This window comes from Micromonospora humi, assembly GCF_900090105.1.
GTDB classification, from domain to species: domain Bacteria; phylum Actinomycetota; class Actinomycetes; order Mycobacteriales; family Micromonosporaceae; genus Micromonospora; species Micromonospora humi.
In genome coordinates, this window is the sequence record NZ_FMDM01000006.1 from 283,299 (window position 1) to 305,350 (window position 22,052).

17 protein-coding genes are annotated in these 22,052 nt (G+C 73.6%); 6 read left to right on the plus strand and 11 right to left on the minus strand.

What is annotated here, in order from left to right; translation table 11 throughout:
• Nucleotides 1-139 precede the first annotated feature (139 nt).
• The gene (locus GA0070213_RS14455) at nt 140-457 is read left to right on the plus strand and encodes an STAS domain-containing protein (protein ID WP_091062954.1); all 318 of its coding nucleotides are present in this window, start codon (nt 140-142) and stop codon (nt 455-457) included.
• Nucleotides 458-559: 102 nt separating this feature from the next.
• Here GA0070213_RS14455 and GA0070213_RS14460 read toward each other — a convergent pair whose 3' ends face one another.
• On the minus strand, nt 560-2,152 hold the full coding sequence (locus GA0070213_RS14460; protein ID WP_091062957.1) for an ABC transporter permease: 1,593 nt from the start codon (nt 2,150-2,152) through the stop codon (nt 560-562).
• The gene (locus tag GA0070213_RS14465; RefSeq protein ID WP_091062958.1) at nt 2,149-3,039 is read right to left on the minus strand and encodes an ABC transporter ATP-binding protein; all 891 of its coding nucleotides are present in this window, start codon (nt 3,037-3,039) and stop codon (nt 2,149-2,151) included. Before GA0070213_RS14465 ends, GA0070213_RS14460 begins: the two co-directional genes overlap by 4 nt.
• Nucleotides 3,040-3,092: 53 nt before the next feature.
• Between GA0070213_RS14465 and GA0070213_RS14470 the strand changes: the two genes are divergently transcribed.
• Nucleotides 3,093-3,617 carry a GbsR/MarR family transcriptional regulator gene (locus tag GA0070213_RS14470; protein ID WP_245716387.1) on the plus strand — a complete coding sequence of 175 codons (525 nt, stop codon included), beginning with the start codon at nt 3,093-3,095 and terminating at the stop codon, nt 3,615-3,617.
• Nucleotides 3,618-3,621: 4 nt separating this feature from the next.
• Here GA0070213_RS14470 and GA0070213_RS14475 read toward each other — a convergent pair whose 3' ends face one another.
• A complete protein-coding gene (locus GA0070213_RS14475; protein ID WP_091062961.1) occupies nt 3,622-4,179 on the minus strand; it encodes a response regulator in 558 nt (185 codons plus the stop codon).
• On the minus strand, nt 4,176-8,540 hold the full coding sequence (locus tag GA0070213_RS14480) for a HAMP domain-containing protein (RefSeq protein WP_091063232.1): 4,365 nt from the start codon (nt 8,538-8,540) through the stop codon (nt 4,176-4,178). The genes GA0070213_RS14475 and GA0070213_RS14480 overlap by 4 nt, the downstream gene beginning before the upstream one ends.
• Before the next feature lie 180 nt (nt 8,541-8,720).
• Here GA0070213_RS14480 and GA0070213_RS14485 point away from each other — a divergent pair, with 180 nt between their 5' ends.
• Nucleotides 8,721-10,781: a SpoIIE family protein phosphatase gene (locus tag GA0070213_RS14485; RefSeq protein ID WP_091062963.1), complete on the plus strand. Its 2,061-nt coding sequence runs from the start codon at nt 8,721-8,723 to the stop codon at nt 10,779-10,781.
• Between the two features lie 197 nt (nt 10,782-10,978).
• Here the strand turns inward: GA0070213_RS14485 and GA0070213_RS14490 are convergent, their stop codons facing one another.
• Nucleotides 10,979-12,589, minus strand: coding sequence for an FAD-binding oxidoreductase (locus GA0070213_RS14490; protein WP_245716388.1), 1,611 nt, complete (start codon nt 12,587-12,589; stop codon nt 10,979-10,981).
• Between the two features lie 100 nt (nt 12,590-12,689).
• Here GA0070213_RS14490 and GA0070213_RS14495 point away from each other — a divergent pair, with 100 nt between their 5' ends.
• On the plus strand, nt 12,690-14,783 hold the full coding sequence (locus GA0070213_RS14495; protein ID WP_091062967.1) for a S9 family peptidase: 2,094 nt from the start codon (nt 12,690-12,692) through the stop codon (nt 14,781-14,783).
• 87 nt (nt 14,784-14,870) lie between these two features.
• On the opposite strand, the gene GA0070213_RS14500 is transcribed toward GA0070213_RS14495, so the two are convergent.
• Nucleotides 14,871-15,815 (minus strand): threonine ammonia-lyase, encoded by a 945-nt coding sequence (locus tag GA0070213_RS14500; RefSeq protein ID WP_091062968.1) that lies wholly within the window; start codon nt 15,813-15,815, stop codon nt 14,871-14,873.
• Between the two features lie 28 nt (nt 15,816-15,843).
• Between GA0070213_RS14500 and GA0070213_RS31525 the strand changes: the two genes are divergently transcribed.
• Nucleotides 15,844-15,987 (plus strand): hypothetical protein, encoded by a 144-nt coding sequence (locus tag GA0070213_RS31525; protein ID WP_175441330.1) that lies wholly within the window; start codon nt 15,844-15,846, stop codon nt 15,985-15,987.
• 9 nt (nt 15,988-15,996) lie between these two features.
• On the opposite strand, the gene GA0070213_RS14505 is transcribed toward GA0070213_RS31525, so the two are convergent.
• From GA0070213_RS14505 to GA0070213_RS14520, 4 genes are read right to left on the minus strand one after another with little or no spacing between them, the layout of a single operon-like run.
• Nucleotides 15,997-17,505: an FtsX-like permease family protein gene (locus GA0070213_RS14505; protein WP_091062970.1), complete on the minus strand. Its 1,509-nt coding sequence runs from the start codon at nt 17,503-17,505 to the stop codon at nt 15,997-15,999.
• Complete coding sequence (locus GA0070213_RS14510; protein WP_091062972.1) at nt 17,502-18,203, minus strand: ABC transporter ATP-binding protein; 702 nt, start codon at nt 18,201-18,203, stop codon at nt 17,502-17,504. The genes GA0070213_RS14505 and GA0070213_RS14510 overlap by 4 nt, the downstream gene beginning before the upstream one ends.
• Complete coding sequence (locus tag GA0070213_RS14515; RefSeq protein ID WP_091062974.1) at nt 18,200-18,736, minus strand: PadR family transcriptional regulator; 537 nt, start codon at nt 18,734-18,736, stop codon at nt 18,200-18,202. The genes GA0070213_RS14510 and GA0070213_RS14515 overlap by 4 nt, the downstream gene beginning before the upstream one ends.
• A 31-nt stretch (nt 18,737-18,767) precedes the next feature.
• Nucleotides 18,768-19,337, minus strand: a complete 570-nt coding sequence (locus tag GA0070213_RS14520; protein ID WP_091062976.1) for a TIGR03086 family metal-binding protein — start codon at nt 19,335-19,337, stop codon at nt 18,768-18,770.
• A 31-nt stretch (nt 19,338-19,368) separates the two neighbouring features.
• Between GA0070213_RS14520 and GA0070213_RS14525 the strand changes: the two genes are divergently transcribed.
• A complete protein-coding gene (locus tag GA0070213_RS14525; RefSeq protein ID WP_091062978.1) occupies nt 19,369-20,190 on the plus strand; it encodes a helix-turn-helix domain-containing protein in 822 nt (273 codons plus the stop codon).
• Between the two features lie 321 nt (nt 20,191-20,511).
• Here the strand turns inward: GA0070213_RS14525 and GA0070213_RS14530 are convergent, their stop codons facing one another.
• Nucleotides 20,512-22,050 carry a SpoIIE family protein phosphatase gene (locus GA0070213_RS14530; protein WP_091063235.1) on the minus strand — a complete coding sequence of 513 codons (1,539 nt, stop codon included), beginning with the start codon at nt 22,048-22,050 and terminating at the stop codon, nt 20,512-20,514.
• Nucleotides 22,051-22,052: the final 2 nt, after the last annotated feature.

The window sequence follows — 22,052 nt, forward strand, 5'->3', positions numbered from 1 at the left end:
ATTGTGTCAGCGACGACCGGCCCGCCGGCAGCCACCCCGCAACGAGGGTTACCGGGCTCACCCCTCGTCGGGCCGGCGGGTGCGCCGGCCGCGACCCGCTCGACAGGCCCGTTCGTCGAGATCGCGATAGGCTGACCGGGTGGATCGTGCCGAACTGTCCATCACCGTGCACCGGACGGGTGACGAAGCCGTGCTTCGCCTGGCCGGTGAGATCGACATGCTCACGGCCGCCCAGCTCTCCACGGTGGTCAACGAGGTGCTGGCCGACCCGCCGCCGCGCATCGTGCTCGACCTCGGCGGCGTCACCTTCTGCGACTCCCAGGGCCTCGGCACGCTCGTCGTGCTCAGCCGCAAGGCCAGCCACATGCAGTGCGTGCTGATGCTGAGCAACGTCGGCGACTTCCTGATCCGCGTCCTCGATATCACCGGCCTCCGCAGCGCCCTGATGATCCGCTGACCCCCTCCCCTCCTCCCCCGCGATCGTGCACTTTCGGCCCCCGGCGTGGGCTGTTTGTCCCTTATGTCGGGGCGGAAAGTGCAAGATCGACGCGGCTGGGGGTCAGAGGACGGGGATGTCGCGGCGGCGGAAGGTGAGCAGGCCGGCGGCGGCCAGGGCGGCGGCCAGGGCGGTCAGCAGGAACAGCGGGGTCGCGCTCCACGCGTCGCGCAGCACCTGCGGGGTGTGCGTGAACGGGGACAGGTCCAGCAACCACTGGTCGAGTTCCAGCACCGCGCCGAGCTGACCGAGCAGCACACAGACCGCCAGCACCGCCCAGGCGGCCGACGCGAACCGGGGCAGCAGGCCGTGGAGCAGCACGGCGAGCCCGGCCAGCACCCAGGCGGCCGGCGCCTGGGCCAGGCCCGCGCCGAGCATCCGACCCACCTGCCGGGGCACGTCGCCCACGCTGAACCCGTAGGTCAGGCCGGTGGCCAGCCCGGTCACGGCGAGCACCACGACCGGGCCGAGCAGCGCGAATGCCACGTGGGAGAGCAGCCAGGTCGAGCGGCGCGTGCCGGTGGCGAGCACCGGCTCCGCCCGGCCGGCGGACTCCTCGGCGCGCATCCGCAGCGCGGCCTGGATGCCGTACCCGGCCGCAGCCAGCCCGGCCAGGCTCAGCGTGGCACCCAGGTAGGCGTCGGCCAACCCGGAGGCCCCGCCGATCCGGGCCATGATCTGCTCCAGCTGCGCGTTGCCCTCGACCGAGCGACCGGCCGCCTCGGCGGCGCCGCCGAGGATCAGCCCGAGCAGGCCGAACCCGACCGACCACCAGAGGATCTGCCCCCGGTGCAGCCGCCAGGCCAGGCCGAACGGTCCGGACAGGGCGCCGCCGGCGGTGGCCGGGCCGAGTCGGGGCGGCAGCACGCCCGCGCCCAGGTCGCGGCGGACCGAGACCGGGTACGCGACCGCCGCGAGCAGCACCGTGGCGACCAGCGGCAGCAGCGGCACCCACCACCGCTCCCCCTCGTACGGCCGAACCCGCGCCGCCCAGCCCAGCGGGGAGAGCCAGCTCGGCCAGTCGTTGCCGGCGGTGTCGCCCACCAGGCGCAACGCGAACGCGGCGCCGAGGCCGGCGATGCCGATCCCCCGTGCCCCGCCGGCGGTCTCGGTGAGCTGCGCGGCCAGCCCGCCGAGCGTGGCGAAGACCATCCCGGTCAGCGCGGCGACGAGGCCGTACGCGGAGGAGCCGGCGGTCGGCAGGCCGGTGGCGTGCAGCCCGGCCGCGGTGAGCAGCCCGAGCACCAGGTCGGCCGCGTACGTGACGAGCAGCGCGGCGGTCAGGCCGGCGTGCCGGCCCAGCACGCTGCCGCCGAGCAGCTCCCGCCGGCCGGCCTCCTCCTCGGTGCGGGTGTGCCGGATCACCGTGAGCAGGCTGGCCAGCGCCACGATCACCAGCAGGAAGCCACTGCGCTGGGCGGTCAGCGCGCCGACGCTGTCGCCGTAGACCGGGCCGAGCAGCGCGACGATGGACGGGTTGCGGGCGGTTCCCTCGGTGTACGCGGCCCGCTCGGCGGCGGTGGGGAACAGCTCGAAGAAGCTGGCCGCGTAGGAGACCGGCAGCACGGCGAGGATCAGCACCCAGATCGGCAGCAGGACGCGGTCCCGGCGCAGGTTCAACCGGACCAGGTGCCGGGTCCCGGTGAGCGCGCTCATCGGCCGGCGCTCTCGTAGTGCCGCAGGAACAGCTCCTCCAGCGTCGGCGGCGTGCTGACCAGGCTGCGGACGCCCAGCTCGGTGAGGCGGCGCAGCGCGGCGTCGAGCGCGGCGGCGTCCACGTCGAAGCGGACCCGGTGCCCGTCGACCCGCAGGTCGTGCACGCCGGGCAGGTCGGCCAGCCCGTCGAGCGGCGCGGTCACCTCGGCGTCGATCGCGGTGCGGTGCAGGTGGCGCAGGTCGCCGAGGGTGCCGGACTCGACCGCCCGGCCGGCCCGGATGATCGTCACGCGGTCGCAGAGCGCCTCCACCTCGGCCAGGATGTGGCTGGAGAGCAGCACCGTGCGGCCGTCCTGGCGGGCCCGCCGGACCCAGTGCTGGAAGACCTCCTCCATCAGCGGGTCGAGCCCGGAGGTCGGCTCGTCGAGGATGAGCAGTTCGACGTCGGAGGCGAGCGCGGCGACCAGGCCGACCTTCTGCCGGTTGCCCTTGGAGTAGGTGCGGCCCTTCTTGCGCGGGTCCAGTTCGAACGACTCCAGCAGTTCGGCGCGGCGCTTCGGGTCGAGCCCGCCGCGCAGCCGGCCGAGCAGGTCGATCACCTCGCCGCCGCTGAGGTGGGGCCAGAGCGTGACGTCGCCGGGCACGTAGGCGAGCCGGCGGTGCAGGGCGACGGCGTCCTGCCAGGGGTCGCCGCCGAGCAGTCGGACGGCCCCCGCGTCCGCCCGCAGCAGGCCGAGCAGCACCCGGATGGTGGTGGACTTGCCGGAGCCGTTGGGGCCCAGGAAGCCGTGCACCTCGCCGGTGCGGACGGTGAGGTCGAGTCCGTCGAGCGCTCGGGTGCGGCCGAACGTCTTCACCAGGCCGGACACCTCAATTGCCGTTTCCATACTTCGGAAGTTACGCTCGTTTCATAAATTTGTGAAGACTGTAGGGTCACGGGGTGAGTGTCGAGGAGCCGACCATGACCGAGTCGAGCCGGCGCGACGAGGAAGAGGTCCACCTCTTCGTCGAGCGGATGGCGATGGCCTTCGCCGACGTGGGCTTCCCCCGGATGGCCGCCCGGGTCCTGTTCGCCGTGATGAGCGCCGACGACCCGCTCACCGCGGGCGAGATCGGCGAGCGGCTGGGCGTCAGCGCGGCGGCCGTGTCCGGCGCGGTGCGCTACCTCACCCAGTTCGCCATGCTGGTCCGCGAGCCGGTCAAGGGCTCCCGGCGCGACCGCTACCGGATGCCGGACAACCCCTGGTACGAGGCCACCATCACCAAGACCAACCTCTACAAGAACTTCATCGACATCGCCGGCGGCGGCGTCGAGGCGCTGCGCGGCCGGAGCACCCCGGCCGGTGAGCGGGTCGCCGAGATGCGGGACTTCTTCCTCTTCGTACAGGAGGAGTTGGAATCCCTCGGCGACCGCTGGCGGGCCCGGCGGGCCGCGACCGGGCACGCACACCCGGCCGGCGACTGAGCCGTCAGCGGGTGTTGCCCCAGCGCGCCTGCTCCAACAGGTCCGCCGCCCGCTCCCGGGACGCCGGGTCGTCGTCGGCGCGCAGCAGCGCGGTCGCGGAGTCCACCGCCTCGGCGAGACGCCGCCACTGCACATCCCGCTCGCGCACCACGTCCGACTGGGCGGCGAGCTGCCGGGTCTTCACCCACAGCTCGACGAAGACGGTCACCTTCGCCCGCAGCACCCACGGGTCGAACGGCTTGGTCAGGTAGTCCACCGCACCGACCTGGTAGCCACGCAGCGCGAGCTGGGCGTCCTTGTCCGCCGCGGTGAGGAAGATGATCGGAATGTGCCGGGTCCGCTCCCGCCGCTTGATGTGGGTGGCGGTCTCGAAGCCGTCCATGTCCGGCATCTGGGCGTCCAGCAGGATCACCGCGAAGTCGTCCACCAGCAACTGCTTGAGCGCGGCCTCGCCGCTCTCCACCGCGATCGACTGCACCGGGAGCCCCTGGAGGATCGCCTCCAGCGCCATCAGGTTCTCCCGCCGGTCGTCCACCAGCAGCGCCTTGGCCGTCTGCGTCACGCGCTCTCCTCGCCTCTGCTGCGGCCGATCCACGAGGCCATCAGCCCGATCAGCTCGTCCAGGTCCACCGGCTTGGTGATGTAGTCGCTGCCGCCGGCCGCCAGCGCCGACTCCCGGTCGCCGGGCATCGCCTTGGCGGTCAGGAACACGATCGGCAGGTCCGCGAACCGGTGGTTGCGGCGGATCTGCGCGGTCGTCTCGTAGCCGTCCTGGTCGGGCATCATGGCGTCCATCAGGACGATGTCCACCTCCGGGTGCTCGGCGAGCTGGCGCACGCCGTCCACCCCGTTGTCCGAGTACAACACGGTCATCCCGTGCAGTTCCAACGCGGACGTCAGCGCGAACACGTTCCGCACGTCGTCATCGATGATCAACACCGTCACGCCGTCCAGCCGGCGGGTGGCCGGCGTCTCCTGCGGCTGCGGCAGCTCCATCGGCATGAGCAGCGACGACGGCAGGCCCGCGCGGCTCGGCGACGGCGGCGCCGGCGCCACCACCGCGTCCGGCGCCAACACATCGGGTACGAAGAGAGTGAACGTGGAACCCTGCCCGGGCGCGGACGACACGGTGATCGTGCCGCCGAGCAGGCGGGCCAGGTCGCGGCTGATCGACAGGCCCAGGCCGGTGCCGCCGTAGCGCCGGCTGGTCGTGCCGTCCGCCTGCTGGAACGCCTCGAAGATCAGCGACAGCTTGTCGTCCGAGACGCCGATGCCGGTGTCGATCACGGTGAACGCGACGACCCGCTGGGCGTTGGTCAGCGCCGGCACGTCGAACACCGCGTTCTCGGCGGCCGGCCCGATGCGCAGCGTCACCGCGCCGTTGTCGGTGAACTTCACCGCGTTGGAGAGCAGGTTGCGCAGGATCTGCTGCAACCGCTGGGCGTCGGTGACCAGGGCCGCCGGCAGCTCCCGGCTCACCCGCACCTGGAAGTCCAGGCCCTTCTCCTCGGCCTGCGGCGCGAACGCCTGCTCGACGTAGCCGCGGATCTCGGAGAAGTGGACCTCGGTGGGCTCCACGTCCATCCGACCCGCCTCGATCTTGGACAGGTCGAGGATGTCGTCGATCAGCGAGAGCAGGTCCGAGCCGGCGCCGTGGATGGTGCGGGCGAACTCGATCTGCTTCGGGCTGAGGTTCCGCTCCGGGTTCTCGGCCAGCAGCCGCGCCAGCAGGAGCAGCGAGTTCAGCGGCGTACGCAGCTCGTGGCTCATGTTCGCCAGGAACTCCGACTTGTACGCCGACGCCCGGGTGAGCTGCTGCGCCTTCTCCTCCAGGCCGAGCCGGGCCAGCTCGATCTCCCGGTTCTGCGTCTCGATGTTGGCCTTCTGCTCCGACAGCAGCTTCGCCTTGTCCTCCAGCTCGGCGTTGGTGCGCTGCAACTCCGCCGACTGGTCCTGCATCTCGTGCGCCAGCCGCTGCGACTGCGCCAGCAGCTCCTCCGTACGCCGGTTGGCCTGGATGGTGTTGACCGCGACGCCGATGGTGAGCACCAGCCGCTCCAGGAACGCCAGGTGCAGCTCGGAGAAGGTGGTCACGCCGGCGAACTCGATCACGCCGAGCAGCTCCCCCTCGAACAGCACCGGGAGCACCACCAGGTCGGCCGGGGGCGTGTCGGCCAGCCCGGACCGGACCACCAGCCGCCCGTCCGGCTGCGCCTTGACCCGGATCGTCCGGCGGGACAGCGCGGCCTGCCCGACCAGCCCCTCGCCGGGACCGAACGTGACGTCGTGCCCGCGCGCCACGTAGCCGTAGGAGGCGGTGAGTCGCAGCCGCATGCTGCCCTCGGAGCTGTCCGCCAGGAAGAACGCGCCGAGCTGCGCGTCGACCAGCGGGGTCACCTCCATCATGATCATGCGGCAGACCTCGCCCAGGTCCCGCTGGCCCTGGAGCAGGCCACCGATGCGGGCCAGGTTGGAGTCGAGCCAGCCCTGCTCGGCGTTCTTCTTGGTCGTCTCCCGGAGGGTGACGATCATCTGGTTGATGTTGTCCTTCAGCTCGGCGACCTCGCCCTGCGCCTTCACGTTGATCCGCTGGGTGAGGTCGCCGCGGGTCACCGAGGTGGAGACCTGGGCGATGGCGCGCAACTGGGTGGTCAGCGTCGAGGCGAGCTGGTTGACGTTCTCGGTGAGGTCGCGCCAGGTGCCGGAGACGCCCTTGACCTGCGCCTGGCCACCGAGCTTGCCCTCGGTGCCCACCTCGCGCGCCACCCGGGTCACCTCGTCGGCGAACGACGACAACTGGTCGACCATCGTGTTGACGGTGTTCTTCAGCTCCAGGATCTCGCCCTGCGCGTCCACGGTGATCTTCTGCCCCAGGTCACCCCGCGCCACCGCGGTGGTGACCGACGCGATGTTGCGGACCTGGCTGGTCAGGTTCGAGCCCATCGAGTTCACGTTGTCGGTCAGGTCACGCCAGGTGCCGGAGACGCCCTTCACCTGCGCCTGACCACCCAGCTTGCCCTCGGTGCCCACCTCACGGGCCACCCGCGTCACCTCGTCGGCGAACGACGACAACTGGTCCACCATCGTGTTGACCGTCGACTTCAGCTCCAGGATCTCGCCCTGCGCGTCCACGGTGATCTTCTGCGACAGGTCGCCCTTCGCCACCGCGGTGGACACCTGGGCGATGTTCCGCACCTGGGCGGTCAGGTTCGACGCCATCGAGTTCACGTTGTCGGTCAGGTCGCGCCAGGTGCCGGCGACGCCGCGCACCTGGGCCTGACCGCCCAGCTTGCCCTCGGTGCCCACCTCACGGGCCACCCGGGTCACCTCGTCGGCGAACGACGACAACTGGTCCACCATCGTGTTGACCGTCGACTTCAGCTCCAGGATCTCGCCCCGGGCGTCCACGGTGATCTTCTGCGACAGGTCGCCCTTGGCCACCGCCGTGGTGACCGACGCGATGTTGCGGACCTGGCTGGTCAGGTTCGACGCCATCGAGTTCACGTTGTCGGTCAGGTCACGCCAGGTGCCGGAGACGCCCTTCACCTGCGCCTGCCCGCCGAGCTTGCCCTCGGTGCCCACCTCGCGGGCCACCCGCGTCACCTCGTCGGCGAACGAGGAGAGCTGGTCCACCATCGTGTTGACGGTGTTCTTCAGCTCCAGGATCTCGCCCTGCGCGTCCACAGTGATCTTCTGACCCAGGTCACCCTTCGCCACCGCGGTGGAGACCTGCGAGATGTTGCGGACCTGGCTGGTCAGGTTGCCGGCGAGCTGGTTGACGTTCTCGGTGAGGTCGCGCCAGGTGCCGGAGACGCCGCGTACCTGGGCCTGACCGCCCAGCTTGCCCTCGATGCCCACCTCGCGGGCCACCCGCGTCACCTCGTCGGCGAACGACGAGAGCTGGTCCACCATCGTGTTGACGGTGTCCTTCAGCTCCAGGATCTCGCCCTGCGCGGCCACCGTGATCTTCTGGCTCAGGTCGCCCTTGGCCACCGCGGTGGACACCTGGGCGATGTTGCGGACCTGGCTGGTCAGGTTCGACGCCATCGAGTTGACGTTGTCGGTCAGGTCCTTCCAGGTGCCGGCCACACCCGGCACCTGCGCCTGACCACCCAGCTTGCCCTCGGTGCCCACCTCACGCGCCACCCGCGTCACCTGTTCGGCGAAGAGGCGCAGCGTGTCGGTGAGGGAGTTCATCGTGTCGGCCAGCTCGGCCACCTCGCCGCGCGCCCCGACGGTGATCTTCTGCGACAGGTCGCCCTTCGCCACCGCGGTCGCCACCTGGGAGATCGACCGCACCTGGCCGGTCAGGTTCGACGCCATGGTGTTCACCGAGTCGGTGAGGTCCTTCCAGGTGCCGGCCGCGCCCCGCACGTCGGCCTGGCCGCCCAGCTTGCCCTCGGTGCCCACCTCACGGGCCACCCGGGTCACCTCGTCGGCGAACGACGACAGCTGGTCCACCATCGTGTTCACGGTCCGGCCGATGCGCAGGTACTCACCGCGCAGCGGCCGCCCGTCGATCTCCAGCGCCATGTGCTGGGACAGGTCGCCGTCCGCCACCGCCACGATGACCCGGGCGATCTCGGTGGTCGGCCGGCCCAGGTCGTCGATCAGCGAGTTGACCGCCCGCTGCCCCTCCGCCCAGGAGCCCTCCAGGCCCTCGTCGTCGAGCCGCTCGGTGAGCCGCCCGTCCCGGCCGACGATCCGGCTGATCCGGCGCAGGTCCAGGTGCTGCCGCTCCTGCAGCGACACCACGTCGTTGAAGGCGTCGGCGACCTCACCGGACAGGCCGGCCCGTCGGGGCAGGCGCACCCGCAGGTCGCCGCGGGCCACCCGCTGCAGCGCCTCGACCAGCTCGCCGAGGAGCACCTCGTGGTCGGACGCGGACGGATCCGCGGTCACCGACTGTTTCGCCGTGGTCATCATTCCTCGCTCAGCTCGGGGCCCACCGGCTCGTGCCGACACGCGGCCATCCCATCATTCTGCCGCGCGATCCGTCGAGGTCACCGCCGGCTCGTGGCGCGTCACGGGCGGTATCCACCCGGTTCGGCGGTTCGGCCGGGGAGCTTGGCACCCGGGGTGGCGGCGGTGGAGGATACGAAGGTGTCAGCGGAGGTGGAGCCGACCCACGGCGGCGGCGCGGACGAGCACGTCCGACGGGTCCGCCTTCCCGCCGACCGCCGCACCCCGGCCGCGGCCCGGGCGCTGGTGCGCGCCATGCTCCTCGAAGCCGGCCTGCCCGAACTGCTCAACGAGGCGTTGCTGCTCACCACCGAGCTGACCACGAACGCGGTCGAGCACGCGGGCACCGAACTGGACATCGAGGTCGAGGCCGATCCCGCCGGCTTCACCGTCACCGTCACCGACTTCGCCTCCGGTCCGGTCGACGAACTCGTCGTCGGGGTGCGTAACACCACCTCCGACATCACCGAGGTGGCCGCGCGCGGGCGCGGCCTGCTGCTGGTCGACCACTTCGCCAGCCGGTGGGGCACCACCTACCTGCCCAGCGGCAAGGGGGTCTGGTTCCGGCTGGACCGTCCCGGCCTGCGTGGTTCCGCCCGGCCGTCCGCCGGCCCGGCCCGGGCGGCGGCGCAACCGGTGGACGAGGGCACCCCCAGTGCCGCCGCGATGAGCGAGCTGATGCAGACCACCCCCGACCCGTACGCCGACGACCCGCTGCCCGAGTTCGCCGCCGAGCTGCTGACCCGGGTGGCCGAGATGGTGGGCGCCGCCGGCGGGACGGTCCGACTCGACCGCGGCGACGGGCTGGGCACCCAGGTGTTCGCCCGCCACGGCCGGCCACCACGGGACGACAACGAGCTGCTGCGCGTCCCGCTCGCCGTGCACCGCCCGTACGCCGGCGAGCTGGAACTGGACGCCGCGCCCTCGACGTACGCCCGGCCGCTCGCGCTGCTCGCCGCGGAGCGGCTCTCGCTGCACCTGGAGAACGACCGGCTGCGCCGGGCCGACGTACGCCGCTCCACCTGGCTGACCTTCCTCGCCGAGGCGAGCGAGCTGCTCGCCCAGTCGCTCGACGTCGAGCTGACGATGGCGCTCATCCCGCAGCTCGTGGTGCCCCGGCTCGGCCAGTGGTGCGCGGTGCACACCACCGACGAGTGGGGGCGGTTGCGCCTCGCCGCGTCCAGCCACGCCGACGAGACGATGCTCCCCCACCTGCACCGGGTCCTGGCCGAGACCGGCCCGGACTCGATCCAGTCCCGGCTGCGCGAGGCGTCCCGCAGCCTGACCCAGATGCCGCTGGGCGCGCCGATGGAGGGCTTCGCCGTGCCGTTGATCGCTCGCGGTCAGCGGCTCGGCACCCTGGCCGTGGGCCGGCACCAGCGGCACCGGCACGACCCGGACGAGGTCGCGGTGCTGGAGGACGTGGCCCGGCGGGCCGCGCTCGCCATCGAGAACGCCCGCATCCACGCCGAGCGCCGCCGGGTCGCGCAGACCCTCCAGCAGTCGCTGCTGCCGCCGGTGCTCCCGGTGGTCGAGGGCATCGGCCTCGCCGCGGAATACGTCCCGACCGGCGACGACGCGGAGGTCGGCGGCGACTTCTACGACGTGGTGCCGCTGCCGGACGGCCGCTGGCTGGTGGTGGTCGGTGACGTCTCCGGCAAGGGCGTGCAGGCAGCCGCCGTGACCGGTCTGGTCCGGGACGTGATCCGGGTGCTGGTGGGCGACGGCAAGCCGCTGCCGGAGGTGCTCGGCCGGCTCAACGAGACGCTCGTCGAGCGCGGCGGCGGACGCTACTGCACGCTGGCGCTGGCCGCGGTCGCACCCGGCGACGGCGACCAGCTCGACGTCGCCCTGCACCTGGCCGGCCACGACCGCCCGGTGCTGCTGCACGGCGGTGGCGGCGCGGCGTTCGTCGGCACCGGCGGCACCGCGCTCGGCCTGCTCGACACCATCACCACCCCGACGGCGGAGCTGGCGCTCAAGCCCGGCGACGCGTTGATCTTCTATACCGACGGGGTGACCGAACGGCGGCGCGGCCGGGAGCTGTTCGGCACCGAGCGGCTGCGCGAGTCGGCGGCGCCGCTGGCCGGCTACTCGGCCGACGTGGTCGCCGCGCGGCTGCGCGCCGCCACCATCGCGTTCTCCGCCGAACCCCCGCGCGACGACATCGCCGTCCTGGTCCTCCGCAACGACATGCTCTGACCCGACCCTCTCGGCCGCTGATCACCCAGGGTGATCTCGCTGATGAAGGAACCGGTTCTCAGCGGTATACCTGTGAGGCATAAAACTGACTCACAGGTATACCGCACTCAACCCGGTTGTCCCGCGCTGCGCGACACGCCCGGCAGGCCGCCCTGGCCGACTGAGCGAGGGGCGCGGGGCGCGGGCACCGACACAGGTCAGAGGCCGCCGGGGAGGCGGCCGGGAGCCAGGCGGTGGTGCGGATCGAGGTGGGCCTTCGCGCTGCGCAGCCGAGGCAACGCCGGCAGCTCACCCCAGAGGTCGACCACGCGGCGCACCGGCGCGGGCGCCGCCACCACCACGCACCGGCCCTGCCGGGCGATCAGCACGCTGCGGACCGCGGTGAGGATCGACGCGACCCGCTCCGGCGACAGCACGCCGGGCAGGGCGGCGTACGCGGTGCCCACGCCGGCCGACCCGCGCACCGGCACCGGAGCGCCGGCGGCGTCGCGCAGCGCGTAGACCGCGGCGTGCAGGTCGCCGGCCGGCACCTCGATGCGCAGCGCGGTGTCGCCCGGGGCGAACGGGTAGCGCCCCCACCACTCGGGCGCGTGGTGGTTGACCACGGCCTCGGCACCGAGCACGGCGGTCAGCCGCTCGGCCCGCTCGGCCACGTCGGACGGGCCGCCCTCCAGCAGCACCACCAGGCTGCCCGCGGCCGGTCGCCCGGTCACCGCCGGATGGTCGGGGCGGCCGGCCACCGAGGGATGGCTCGCCGGGACCCGGCGGCGGGGCAGGGGCACCGGCACCGGCAGGTCCAGCTCGACGGCGGCCGGCGCGACCTCGGCGGCCAGCACCGCACGGACCAGGTCGTGCACCTCCAGCGGGGTCCAGACCGGGCGGGACACCCAGACCCGGCTCGCCGGCACCGCGTGCACCCGCATGGTCGCCGAGACCAGCACGCCCAGCCCGCCCTGCGAGCCGCAGAGCAGCCGCGCCACGTCCAGCCCCGGCAGCTCTCCGCGCCCCAGGACCGCGTCACCGCCGCCGACCTCCGCACCGGCCGCGCCGAGGCCGCCGGCACCCGGACCGGCGGCGAAGAGGCGGCCCGGGCCGAGCGCGCCGGATCCGCCGATGCCATCGCCCGCGACGAAGAGCCCGCCGGCGCGGCCCCAGCCCATGGCGGACCCCTGGCCGGCGGCCACGTCCCCGACGCCCTCGGCTCGCCCGTCGCCACCGGGGCCGCCGGTCGGGGCCGCCGCCCCGAAGCGGGCCGTGCCGGACTCGCCGACGCTGACCAGCTCGCCGTCGGCGCCGAGGTAGCGCACGCCGACCAGTTGGGCGCACGGGCTGCCGTGCCGGTGGCGCAGCGGGCCGGACTCGTCGGCGGCGAGCACGCCACCCAGCGTCGCGCCCGGCGAGGGCACGTCGACCGGGAGCCGTCGGCCGGTGCGGCCCAGCGTGGCCTGGACGGCGCGCAGCGGCGTGCCGGCGCCGATCTCGGCCACCGAGGCGGCGTGCGGCTCGTGCCAGACCCCGGCCAGCCGGCCGGTGTCGAGCATGATGTCGACCTGGGCCGGGGCGGCGCCCCAGTCGATCTTCGTGCCGGCGCCGCGCGGCACCACGGTCAGGTCGTGCGCCGCGGCCAGCCGCAGCACCTCGGCGGCGGCGTGCGGGCCACCCGGCACCGCCACCCACCGGGCGGTGCGGCCGGCCACCTCGTCGGCCGGGCCGGCGAACCGGGCGAACGGCGGACCGCAGATCTCGGTCAACTTCCGGGTGATCTCGAGGGCTCCGGGCCGGTCGGTCGAACGCGCTGCAGCCGCCATGGCGGTCATCGTACACATGTTCGAAAACGCTGGCGGCGAGTCGCGGGATTCGCGCGGCGCGGACGCCCGGCGGCGGCCGGGCGACCGGTAACGTGGCGCCGTGACCACGACCCCACAGCCCACGGCGAAGCGCGTTCCGGCCGAGCGGACCCACCACGGTGACACCGTCGTCGACGAGTACGCCTGGCTCGCCACCAAGGACGACCCGGAGACGATCGCCTACCTGGAGGCCGAGAACGCCCACACCGAGGCGCGCACCGCGCACCTGGCCGGGCTGCGGGCCGAGCTGTTCGAGGAGACCCGCCGGCGCACCCAGGAGACCGACCTGTCGGTGCCCACCCGCAAGGGCGGCCACTGGTACTACACCCGCACGGTCGAGGGGCAGCAGTACGGCGTGCACTGCCGGCGCGCCGTCCGCCCCGACGAGACCACGCCTCCGGTCAGCGCGGACGGCGCCCCGCTCGACGGCGAGGAGGTGCTGCTCGACGGCAACCAGCTCGCCGAGGGGCACGACTTCTTCTCGCTCGGCGCGTTCGACGTCAGCCCGGACGGGCGCTGGCTGGCCTACTCCACCGACTTCTCCGGCGACGAGCGGTTCACCCTGCGGATCAAGGACCTGGCCACCGGCGAGCTGCGGCCCGACGAGGTGCCGGACACGTTCTACGGCACCGCGTGGTCCAGCGACGCCTCCACGCTCTTCTACGTCACTGTCGACGACGCGTGGCGGCCGAACCGGGTGTGGCGACACACCGTGGGCACCCCGTCGAGCGAGGACGTGGTGGTGCACCAGGAGGACGACGAGCGGTTCTGGGTCGGCGTCGAGCTGACCCGCTCCGAGCGCTTCGTGGTCGTCGACATCCACAGCAAGATCACCAGCGAGGTCCGGGTGATCCCGGCGGCCAACCCGACCGGCGAGCCGGCGATCGTCGCCCCGCGCCGGCAGGGCGTGGAATACGCGGTCGAGCACCACGGGCACCGCTTCCTGATCCTGCACAACGACGGCGCGGAGGACTTCGCGCTGGCGTACACCTCGGCGGACGCGCCGGGCGACTGGACGCCGCTGATCCCGCACACCCCGGGCACCCGGCTGGAGGCGGTCGACGCGTTCGAGAACCACCTGGTGGTCTCGCTGCGCGGCAACGGGCTGACCGGGCTGCGGGTGCTGCCGGTCGGCAGCGACGACAGCTGGGACATCGACTTCCCGGAGCCGATCTACAGCGTCGGGCTGGACGCCAACCCGGAATACCGCACCGGCACGGTCCGGCTGCGCTACACCTCGCTGGTCACGCCCGACTCGGTCTACGACTACGACCTCAGCACCCGGGAGCTGACGCTGCTGCGCCAGAAGCCGGTGCGGCCCGGCCCGGACGGGCGGGCGTACGACCCGGCCGACTACGAGCAGCACCGGGACTGGGCGCTGGCCGACGACGGCACGCGGGTGCCGATCTCGCTGGTCTGCCGCCGGGACACCCCGCGCGACGGCTCCGCGCCCGCGGTCATCTACGGCTACGGGTCGTACGAGGCCAGCATGGACCCGTGGTTCTCGATCGCCCGGCTGAGCCTGCTCGACCGCGGCGTCATCTTCGCTGTCGCGCACATCCGCGGCGGCGGCGAGCTGGGCCGGCGCTGGTACGACGAGGGCAAGTTGCTGGCCAAGAAGAACACGTTCACCGACTTCGTGGCCTGCGCGCGGCACCTGGTCAAGGCCGGCTGGACGGCGAGCGACCGGCTGGTCGCCCGGGGCGCCTCGGCCGGCGGCCTGTTGATGGGCGCGGTGGCCAACCTCGCGCCGGACGCGTTCGCCGGGATCGTGGCGCAGGTGCCGTTCGTGGACGCGCTCACCTCCATCCTCGACCCGTCGCTGCCGCTGACGGTCACCGAGTGGGAGGAGTGGGGCAATCCGCTGGACGACCCCGAGGTCTACGCGTACATGAAGTCGTACACCCCGTACGAGAACGTGACCGCCGCCGACTACCCGGCCATCCTGGCGGTGACCAGCCTCAACGACACCCGGGTGCTCTACCACGAGCCGGCCAAGTGGATCGCCCGGTTGCGCGCGCTCGCCCCGCAGGGCGACTACCTGCTCAAGACCGAGATGGGTGCCGGTCACGGCGGCCCCAGCGGCCGCTACGACGCCTGGCGCGAGGAGGCGTTCGTCAACGCCTGGACGCTGGACCGCCTCGGCCGCGCCTGACCCCGGAGGTAAGGAGGGGCCCCTTGTTGACACCCGTCTGTGAGAAGGGGCCCCTTCTCTACCGGAGGCGTTAAGAGGGGCCCCTCCTTACACAGCGAGCGCGGCGGCGAGCACCGCGGCTTCGGCGTTGCCGCCGCTCACCACCGCGACCGTCCGTCCGGCCGGCAGCTCCCCGCGGTGGTACAGCCGGGCAGCCGTGGCCACCGCGCCGCTCGGCTCCACCACCAGCCGCGCGTCCCGCATCAGCCGGCCGGCGGCCGACATGATCTCGTCCTCGGTCACCGTGACGATGCCGTCGAGCCGCTCCCGCAGGTGCGCCAGCGTCAGCGCGGACAGGTTGGTGCGCAGCCCGTCGGCGCACGTCCGGTAGGTGCGTGCCACGTCCCAGACCACCACCTCGCCGGCGGCGAGCGACTCCCGGGCGTCGGCGGCCAGCGCCGGCTCCACGCCGATCACGGCGGCCGACGGGCGCAGCGCCTTGACCGCCGTGGCGACACCCGAGCCGAGCCCGCCGCCGCCCACCGGCACCAGGACCACGTCCACGTCCGGCAGGTCGGCGACGATCTCCAGCCCGATGGTGCCCTGCCCGGCGATGATCGCCGGATGGTCGAACGGCGGCACCAGCGCCGCGCCGGTCTCCGCCACGATCCGCTCCGCCTCGGCGAGGCGGCGGGCCGGCTGCACGAGTCGCACGTCCGCGCCGAGCGCCCGCATCCGGTCCACCTTGACCGCGGGCGCGCCCTCGGGCACCACCACCGTGCAGGGCACCCCGAACGCGCGGGCCGCGTACGCCAGCGCCTGCCCGTGGTTGCCCGAGGAGTGGGTGACCACCCCTCGGGACCGGAGCGCCGGGTCGAGCCGGGCCACCGCGTGGGTGGCGCCGCGCAGCTTGAACGACCCCACCGGTTGCAGGCTCTCCGGCTTGAGCCACAGCTCGTCGTCCCAGGCGGTGGGCAGCAGCGGGGTGCGCAGCACGGTGCCTGCCACGTCGTCGGCGGCGGCCCGGACGTCGGCGATCGAGATCAGCTCCATCGCACCATCCTGGTCCTAGACTGCCGGGGTGAGCGAGGAGGACCAGCCGGCGGCGCGGCGCGGACCGACCTGGGTGATCCTCCTGGTGGTCGCCGCCGCGCTGGTGGTCTGCTGCTGCTCGACAGCGATCGGCCTGGCCGTCGCCGGCTCGGCCGGGCTGCTCGGCCGCTGACCGGCCGGCTCAGGAGGCGCGCAGCTCCTCCACCGAGGTCGCGGAGCGCAGGAGGAGCAGGCCGGCTCCGACCGTGACCAGCACCGCCGCCAACCCACCCGCCGCGAACCAGGCCAACTGCTCCCACGGTACGTCCGGCGTGACGGTCACCTTCGGCACCCATTCGGTACGCGTCGCGACGCCGTCGGTGCCGCATCCCTGCGGACCGGTGTCGCAGACCACCCGCTCGAAGTCGCCGCCGCTGGGCGCGGGCAGCGTTCCCCGGATCAACAGGTAGCCGACGGTCAACGCGAGCGCGATCGCGGGCGCGGCCGGGGCGATCGAGGCCCAGAGCAGCGAGCGGCCGATGGTGGACCGGGGCACCCCGGTCGCCACCTGCGCCGCGTATGCCCGACGCCGGCTGGTGACACCCTCGACCACGGCGACCAGCAGTCCACCGGCGGCGATCGCCACGGCCACCGCGACGGCCAGGTCGACCAGGTCCATCGCGCCGAGATAGAACGAATCCGATCCGGCCATGCCGCCGGAGTCGGCGATCCTGGACAGTTCGATCCGGGCCAGGAAGTCGGCGCGGATCGCGGCGGCCCCGGCACCGAAGATCAGCGCGGCCAGTAACGCGGCGAAAGTGCGGCTGCCGGCCCACGGGTCGGCGGTGAGCCGGCGCGCGGCGAGCAGCGCCGCCGGTCCGCGCCCGTGGCGGTGCAGCACCCGCCCGACGGTGTACGAGATCCAGCCGGTGCCGGACACCACGCCGATCATCGCGGCGAGCGATCCGACGACCACGAGTGTCGGCACCAGCCCGTCGGGTTCGACCGCGTCACGCCGCTCGTACCAGAGCAGCAGCGGACGGATCGCGGCGAACGACGCCAGCGCGACCAGGATGAGCACCCCCGGCCACGGCCAGGGTGCCCGGGTGCGGACCCGGCGCACGACGCCGAACGGGGTGGTGGTGACCCGGCGCAGCAGCAGCGCGCTGACCAGCGCGGCGACCAGCGGCAGGCCGACCACGACGGCGGCCACGGCGGCCGGGGCCGGGTGCATGTCGGTGGGCAGGGGCAGCCGGCCCGCGGCGTCGGGCCGGTGCAGCAGCCGACGGCCGACCTCGAAGACGGCCAGGCCGCTGACGGTGCCGAGCAGGCTCGCCACCCCGGTCTCGGCGACCGCGAGCCGGGTGACCTGACCCGGGGTGGCCCCGGCCAGCCGGAGCGCGGCCAGCCGGCGGTCGCGCCCCGGCGCACCGAGGCGGGCGCACTGCCCGGCCAGCCCGAGCACCGGTACGCAGAGCAGCAGCAACGCGAACGCGACGCCGGGGCGCAGGCCGGGCTCGCGCAGCAGCGCGGTGGTGTACTGCTCGGACTGCGTCCACTCGTCGCCCGGCGGCTTCGCCACCGCCAGCACGGTCAGCGCGGCCAGCCCGGCCAGCGTCGCCAGCGCGGCGCTCAGCGCGGTCAGCGCCACCCGCGCCCCGTCGGTGCGGGTGCCGGCCAGCGCGAGCCGCAGCAGCGTGCCGGGCCTCACCGTGATCCGCCCGGCAGCGCCGGGTCGAGGCCCAGCCCGGTGTGGTCGACCATGCCGTCGCGCAGGCTCACCTCCCGGTCGGCGTACGCGGCGATCCGCGGCTCGTGGGTGATCAGCACGACCGTGGTGCGCTGTTCCCGGGCCAACCGGACCAGCTGGGTGAGCACCTGCTCGCCGGCGAGCGTGTCGAGCGCGCCGGTGGGCTCGTCGGCGAAGAGCACCCGGGGCTCGGTGACCAGGGCCCGGGACAACGCGCAGCGCTGCTGCTGCCCGCCGGACATCTCGCCCGGCCGGACGTCGGCGACCTCGGCCACCCCGAGCCGCTCCAGCCAGGTGAGCGCCGCCGTCCGCGCCGCTCGCCGCCCCGTGCCGGCGAGAAGCAGCGGAAGGGCGACGTTCTCCGCCGCGGTCAGCTCGGCGACGAGCTGGCCGAACTGGAACAGCACCCCGAACTCGGTGCGGCGCAGCCGGGAGCGGGCCGCCTCCGACCACGTGTCGATCCGTTCGCCGCGCCAGGTGACCTGGCCCGCGTCGGGGCGCAGGATGCCGGCGAGGCAGTGCAGCAGTGTCGACTTGCCGCACCCGCTGGGGCCGGTGACGGCGAGGATCTCGCCCTCGGCCACGTCGAGCGTCACGCCGCGCAGCGCCGGTGTCGGGCCGTATGCCCGAACCACGCCGCGCGCCTCCAGGAACGTCACGAGTGCACCTCCCGGTGCCAGTCGGCGACCCGGTCGAGGGTGGTGTGCAGCCACCGCAGATCCGCGTCGAGGTGGGCGATGGCGAAGTCGGCGGCGACCACCTCGTCGAGGTGGGCGCCGGGGGCGGTCTTGACCGCGGTCAGTTCCCGCAGCCGTGCGGTGTGCGCCCGGCGCTGGGCGATCAGGTAGGCGCGGGCCTGGTCGGCGTCGGCCACCAGCAACGCGACCACCACCTTGGCGAAGAGCGTGCTGGCCACGTACGGCATCGGTGGCTCGACGGTGGCGAGCCACGCGTCGAGCGCGGCCCGCCCGTCGTCGGTGAGCGTGTAGGCGGTGCGGTCCGGCCCGCCGTCCCGGGTGGGGCCGGCCGGGGCGACCAGGCCGTCCCGGTGCAGCCGGGCCAGTGTCGCGTAGACCTGCCCGAAGGCGAGTGGCCGGGCGCGGGGCAGCCGCTCGTCGTGGGCCCGCTTCAGCTCGTAGCCGTGACGCGGCCCGCCGGCGAGCAGCCCGAGCAGGACGTGCTGGGTGGACACGGCCCAACTATTCGCTGAGCGAATAGCGGTGTCAAGAGCGGGTCCAGGCCGGGTCGCGGCCGGTCCGGCCGAGCAGCGCGTCCAGCGAGGTGGGGTCGGCGTCGGTCGCCACCGGCGCGCCGAAGGCGCCCATCCGCTGCCCGGTGTCGCCCATCCGGTCCATGAACTCGTGCCCGGCCGCCACCACCGACGGCTCCACCACCAACGCCTGGCCGGTGGCACGGGCCAGGTCCCAGCCGTGCACGGTGAGGTCGATCAGAGCCATCAGCCCGACCGTCTCCTGGGGCAGCCCCATGCCGGGCGAGTCACCCTCCAGCGCGTCCGGGTCCGACCACGCCTCGACCAGCCGCTGCGTCTCGGTGGCGAACCGGTCCCGCCAGCCGTCGGTCAGGTGGTCGACCCCACCCGACCAGTCGACCTCCTCCCGCCGGGCCATCGCCTGGAAGTTGACCGCCACCTCGAACAGGTGGTTGAGCAGGTCGCGTACCGGATATTCGGGGCACGGGGTGGGCCGGTCGAGCTGGTCGTCGGCGACACCGCGCACCACCGCCGCCGTGCCCGGCGCGGCGACGGCCAGCAGTTCACTAGTCTTCGTGCTCATCGGGCCAGCGTATGAGGGCGGTCTTGAACAAATGCGACACGAACCGCGGCGGGACAGCCGGGGGATCCTCGATCCCGGCCGGCTGCTGCGCCGGGTCCGGTTCCGCCGCCGGCTGCCCGCCCCGGCGTTGCGCCCGTGGGTGGAGCACTACTGGTTGATCGACTGGGACCTGACCGAACCGTTCGACCAGCAGGTCGTGCCGCATCCGTCGGTGAACGTGGTGTTCCGGGCGCAGGACGGCGCGACGGAGCACGGCGAGATCGCCGGCGTGGACACCGGCCTGTTCGCGGTCACGCTGCACGGCGTCGGGCGGGTCACCGGCGTGCAGTTCCGTCCCGGCGGCTTCCGCCCGTTCTGGTGTCGCCCGGTGGCCGAGCTGACCGGTCGTCGCATCCCCCTCGCCGCCGCCCACCCCGCCGGAGCCGGCAGGCTCGTCGGGCCGGTCTGCCCGGGCGACGACGACGACCGGTGCCGCCGGCTGGACGACCTGCTGACCGGCTGGGCTCCGGTGCCGGACCCGGCCACCACCGAGGCGGTCGCGCTGGTCGACGAGATCCGCGCCGACCGGAGCGTGCTGCGGGTGGCCGACCTCGCCGACCGGCACGCCGTCTCCACCCGCCGGCTGCAGCGACTCTTCCTGGACCACGTCGGCGTCGGTCCGAAGTGGGTGATCCGGCGGTACCGGCTCCAGGAGGCGATCGAGCAGGCCGCCGCCGGGCCGCTGGACTGGTCGCGGGTCGCCGCCGAGCTGGGGTACGCCGACCAGGCGCACCTGGTCCGCGAGTTCACCGCCGTCACCGGCATGCCGCCCGCCGCGTACGCCCGCTCGCTGGCCGCCTCCGGCGGCGCCTGAGTCGCCGGGCGGGCCAGCCCCCGCGGTCGTCGACCGGCCCGGCCGCCGCGAGGGGCGAGTCATGCGACGTGGTCACCAGCTGTCACGGCAACCCGTGCCACCGAGATCAGCCCGAACCGCCTTTGCTCTGCAGCCACGGGCGCAGCACGCACCCACGGTGACCACAGCGACGCGACCGGCGCTGCGGCCGCACACCCACCAAGCCTGGTCACGACGGTGCTGCGCCAATGGCTGCAGAGCAAAGGCACCGACGGGTCGTGTCGCCACCCACACCGGTCGGGCACGAAGAGTGACAATGCCGATAACTGCGGAAAGTGACCGTCAGCGGCGGCGCACGGCGACCACGGCGACGTCGTCGTGGATCTCCGGCGGGGCCAGCTCGATCAGCAGCCGCTGGCAGAACTGGTCGAGATCGTCGTCCACCCGGGCGGCCACCACGCCGAGCGCCGCCATGCCCTCGTCGATGGTGGCGTCCCGCCGCTCGATCAGCCCGTCGGTGTAGAGCACCAGCGTGGCCCCGGCCGGCAACACGAACTCCAGGTCCGGCGGGCGCGGCGCGCGCACCCCGAGCAGCGGCGCGGACTGGGTGACGAACTCGACCCGCCCCTCCCGGCTCAGCAGCGCCGGCAGGTGCCCGGCGCTGGCCAGCCGGATCAGCCCGCTGCCCGGGTGCAGCAGCAACACGCAGATGGTGGCCAGCTCGGTCGGCAGCAGCGTACGCATCAGCTCGTTGACCCGGTCCAGGATCACGCCCGGCTGGTGCCCCTCGACCGCGTACGCCCGCACCGCGTGCCGCAGCTCGGCCATCACGGTGGCGGCGTGCAACGAGTGCCCGGCCACGTCACCGATCGCCACCAGCAGGTGCCCGTCGAGCATCACCAGCTCGTAGAAATCCCCGCCCACCTCGGTCTGCGCGCTCGCCGGCTCGTAGCGGACGGCCAGGTCCAGGCCGGTCACCTCGGGCAGCCGCCGAGGCAGCAGGCTGCGCTGGAGCGTCACCGCGATCCGGTGCTCCTCGTCGAAGGAACGCTGCGCCTCCACCGCCGACGCGACGGCCTGGGCGAGCTGCACCAGCACCGGCGTGCGCACGGTCTGGGTCGACGTGGGCACCACCACGTAGAGGGGGGCCCGGTCCTCGCGCAGCCGGGAGGCGGCCACGGTGACCGTGTCACCGGCCGGCCAGTCGGTCAACGGCCAGTTGGCCGCCTGGTCCACCCACACCCGGGTGCCGATCGGCACGCCGGTGTCGTCCACCACCCACGGCACGATCCCGGCCGGCGTGTGCGGGTCCGCGGCCACCCCGGCCAGGCAGTCCCCGTCGAACGTCTCGGCGACCACCGCCGCGGGCGACCGGAAGATCCGCGCGGCCCCGGACGCGGCGGCCTCCAACAGCCGGACGAAGTTCGGCGACGCGTGCATCTCCACCGTGGCGTCGGCCAGCGCGGCCAGCCGCTCGGCGAGCTGCTCGGCCCGCCGCCGGGCCTGGTAGTAGCGCAGCACCGCGTGCGCGGTGGCGACCAGTTCCTCCGGCTCGATCGGCTCGGTCAGGTAGGCGTCCGCACCCCGGGTGAGGCCCTGCGCCCGGTCCACCACGTCCACCGCGTGCGCCGAGACGTGGATGACCGGGGTGGACGGGTACGTCTCCTTGATCCGCTCGCACACCTCGAAGCCGCTCATGTCCGGCAGCCGGACGTCGAGTACCACCAGGTCGACCGGTTCCCGCCCCACCCGTTCCAGCGCCGCCGTGCCGTTCTCCGCCTCCACGGTCGTGAACCCGGCCCGGTTGAGCCAGTTCACCAGCAGGTAACGCTTCGGGCCGCTGTCGTCGACCACCAGCACCGTCGCCGGCCCGCCCTCCACCG

Excerpts from the sequence above, each read along its gene's own strand:
- GA0070213_RS14460 (WP_091062957.1), bottom strand. The coding sequence starts at position 2,152 with ATGAGCGCGCTCACCGGGACCCGGCACCTGGTCCGGTTGAACCTGCGC.
- GA0070213_RS14465 (WP_091062958.1), bottom strand. The coding sequence starts at position 3,039 with ATGGAAACGGCAATTGAGGTGTCCGGCCTGGTGAAGACGTTCGGCCGC.
- GA0070213_RS14480 (WP_091063232.1), bottom strand. The coding sequence starts at position 8,540 with ATGACCACGGCGAAACAGTCGGTGACCGCGGATCCGTCCGCGTCCGAC.
- GA0070213_RS14490 (WP_245716388.1), bottom strand. The coding sequence starts at position 12,589 with ATGGCGGCTGCAGCGCGTTCGACCGACCGGCCCGGAGCCCTCGAGATC.
- GA0070213_RS14500 (WP_091062968.1), bottom strand. The coding sequence starts at position 15,815 with ATGGAGCTGATCTCGATCGCCGACGTCCGGGCCGCCGCCGACGACGTG.
- GA0070213_RS14520 (WP_091062976.1), bottom strand. The coding sequence starts at position 19,337 with ATGAGCACGAAGACTAGTGAACTGCTGGCCGTCGCCGCGCCGGGCACG.
- GA0070213_RS14525 (WP_091062978.1), top strand. The coding sequence starts at position 19,369 with ATGCGACACGAACCGCGGCGGGACAGCCGGGGGATCCTCGATCCCGGC.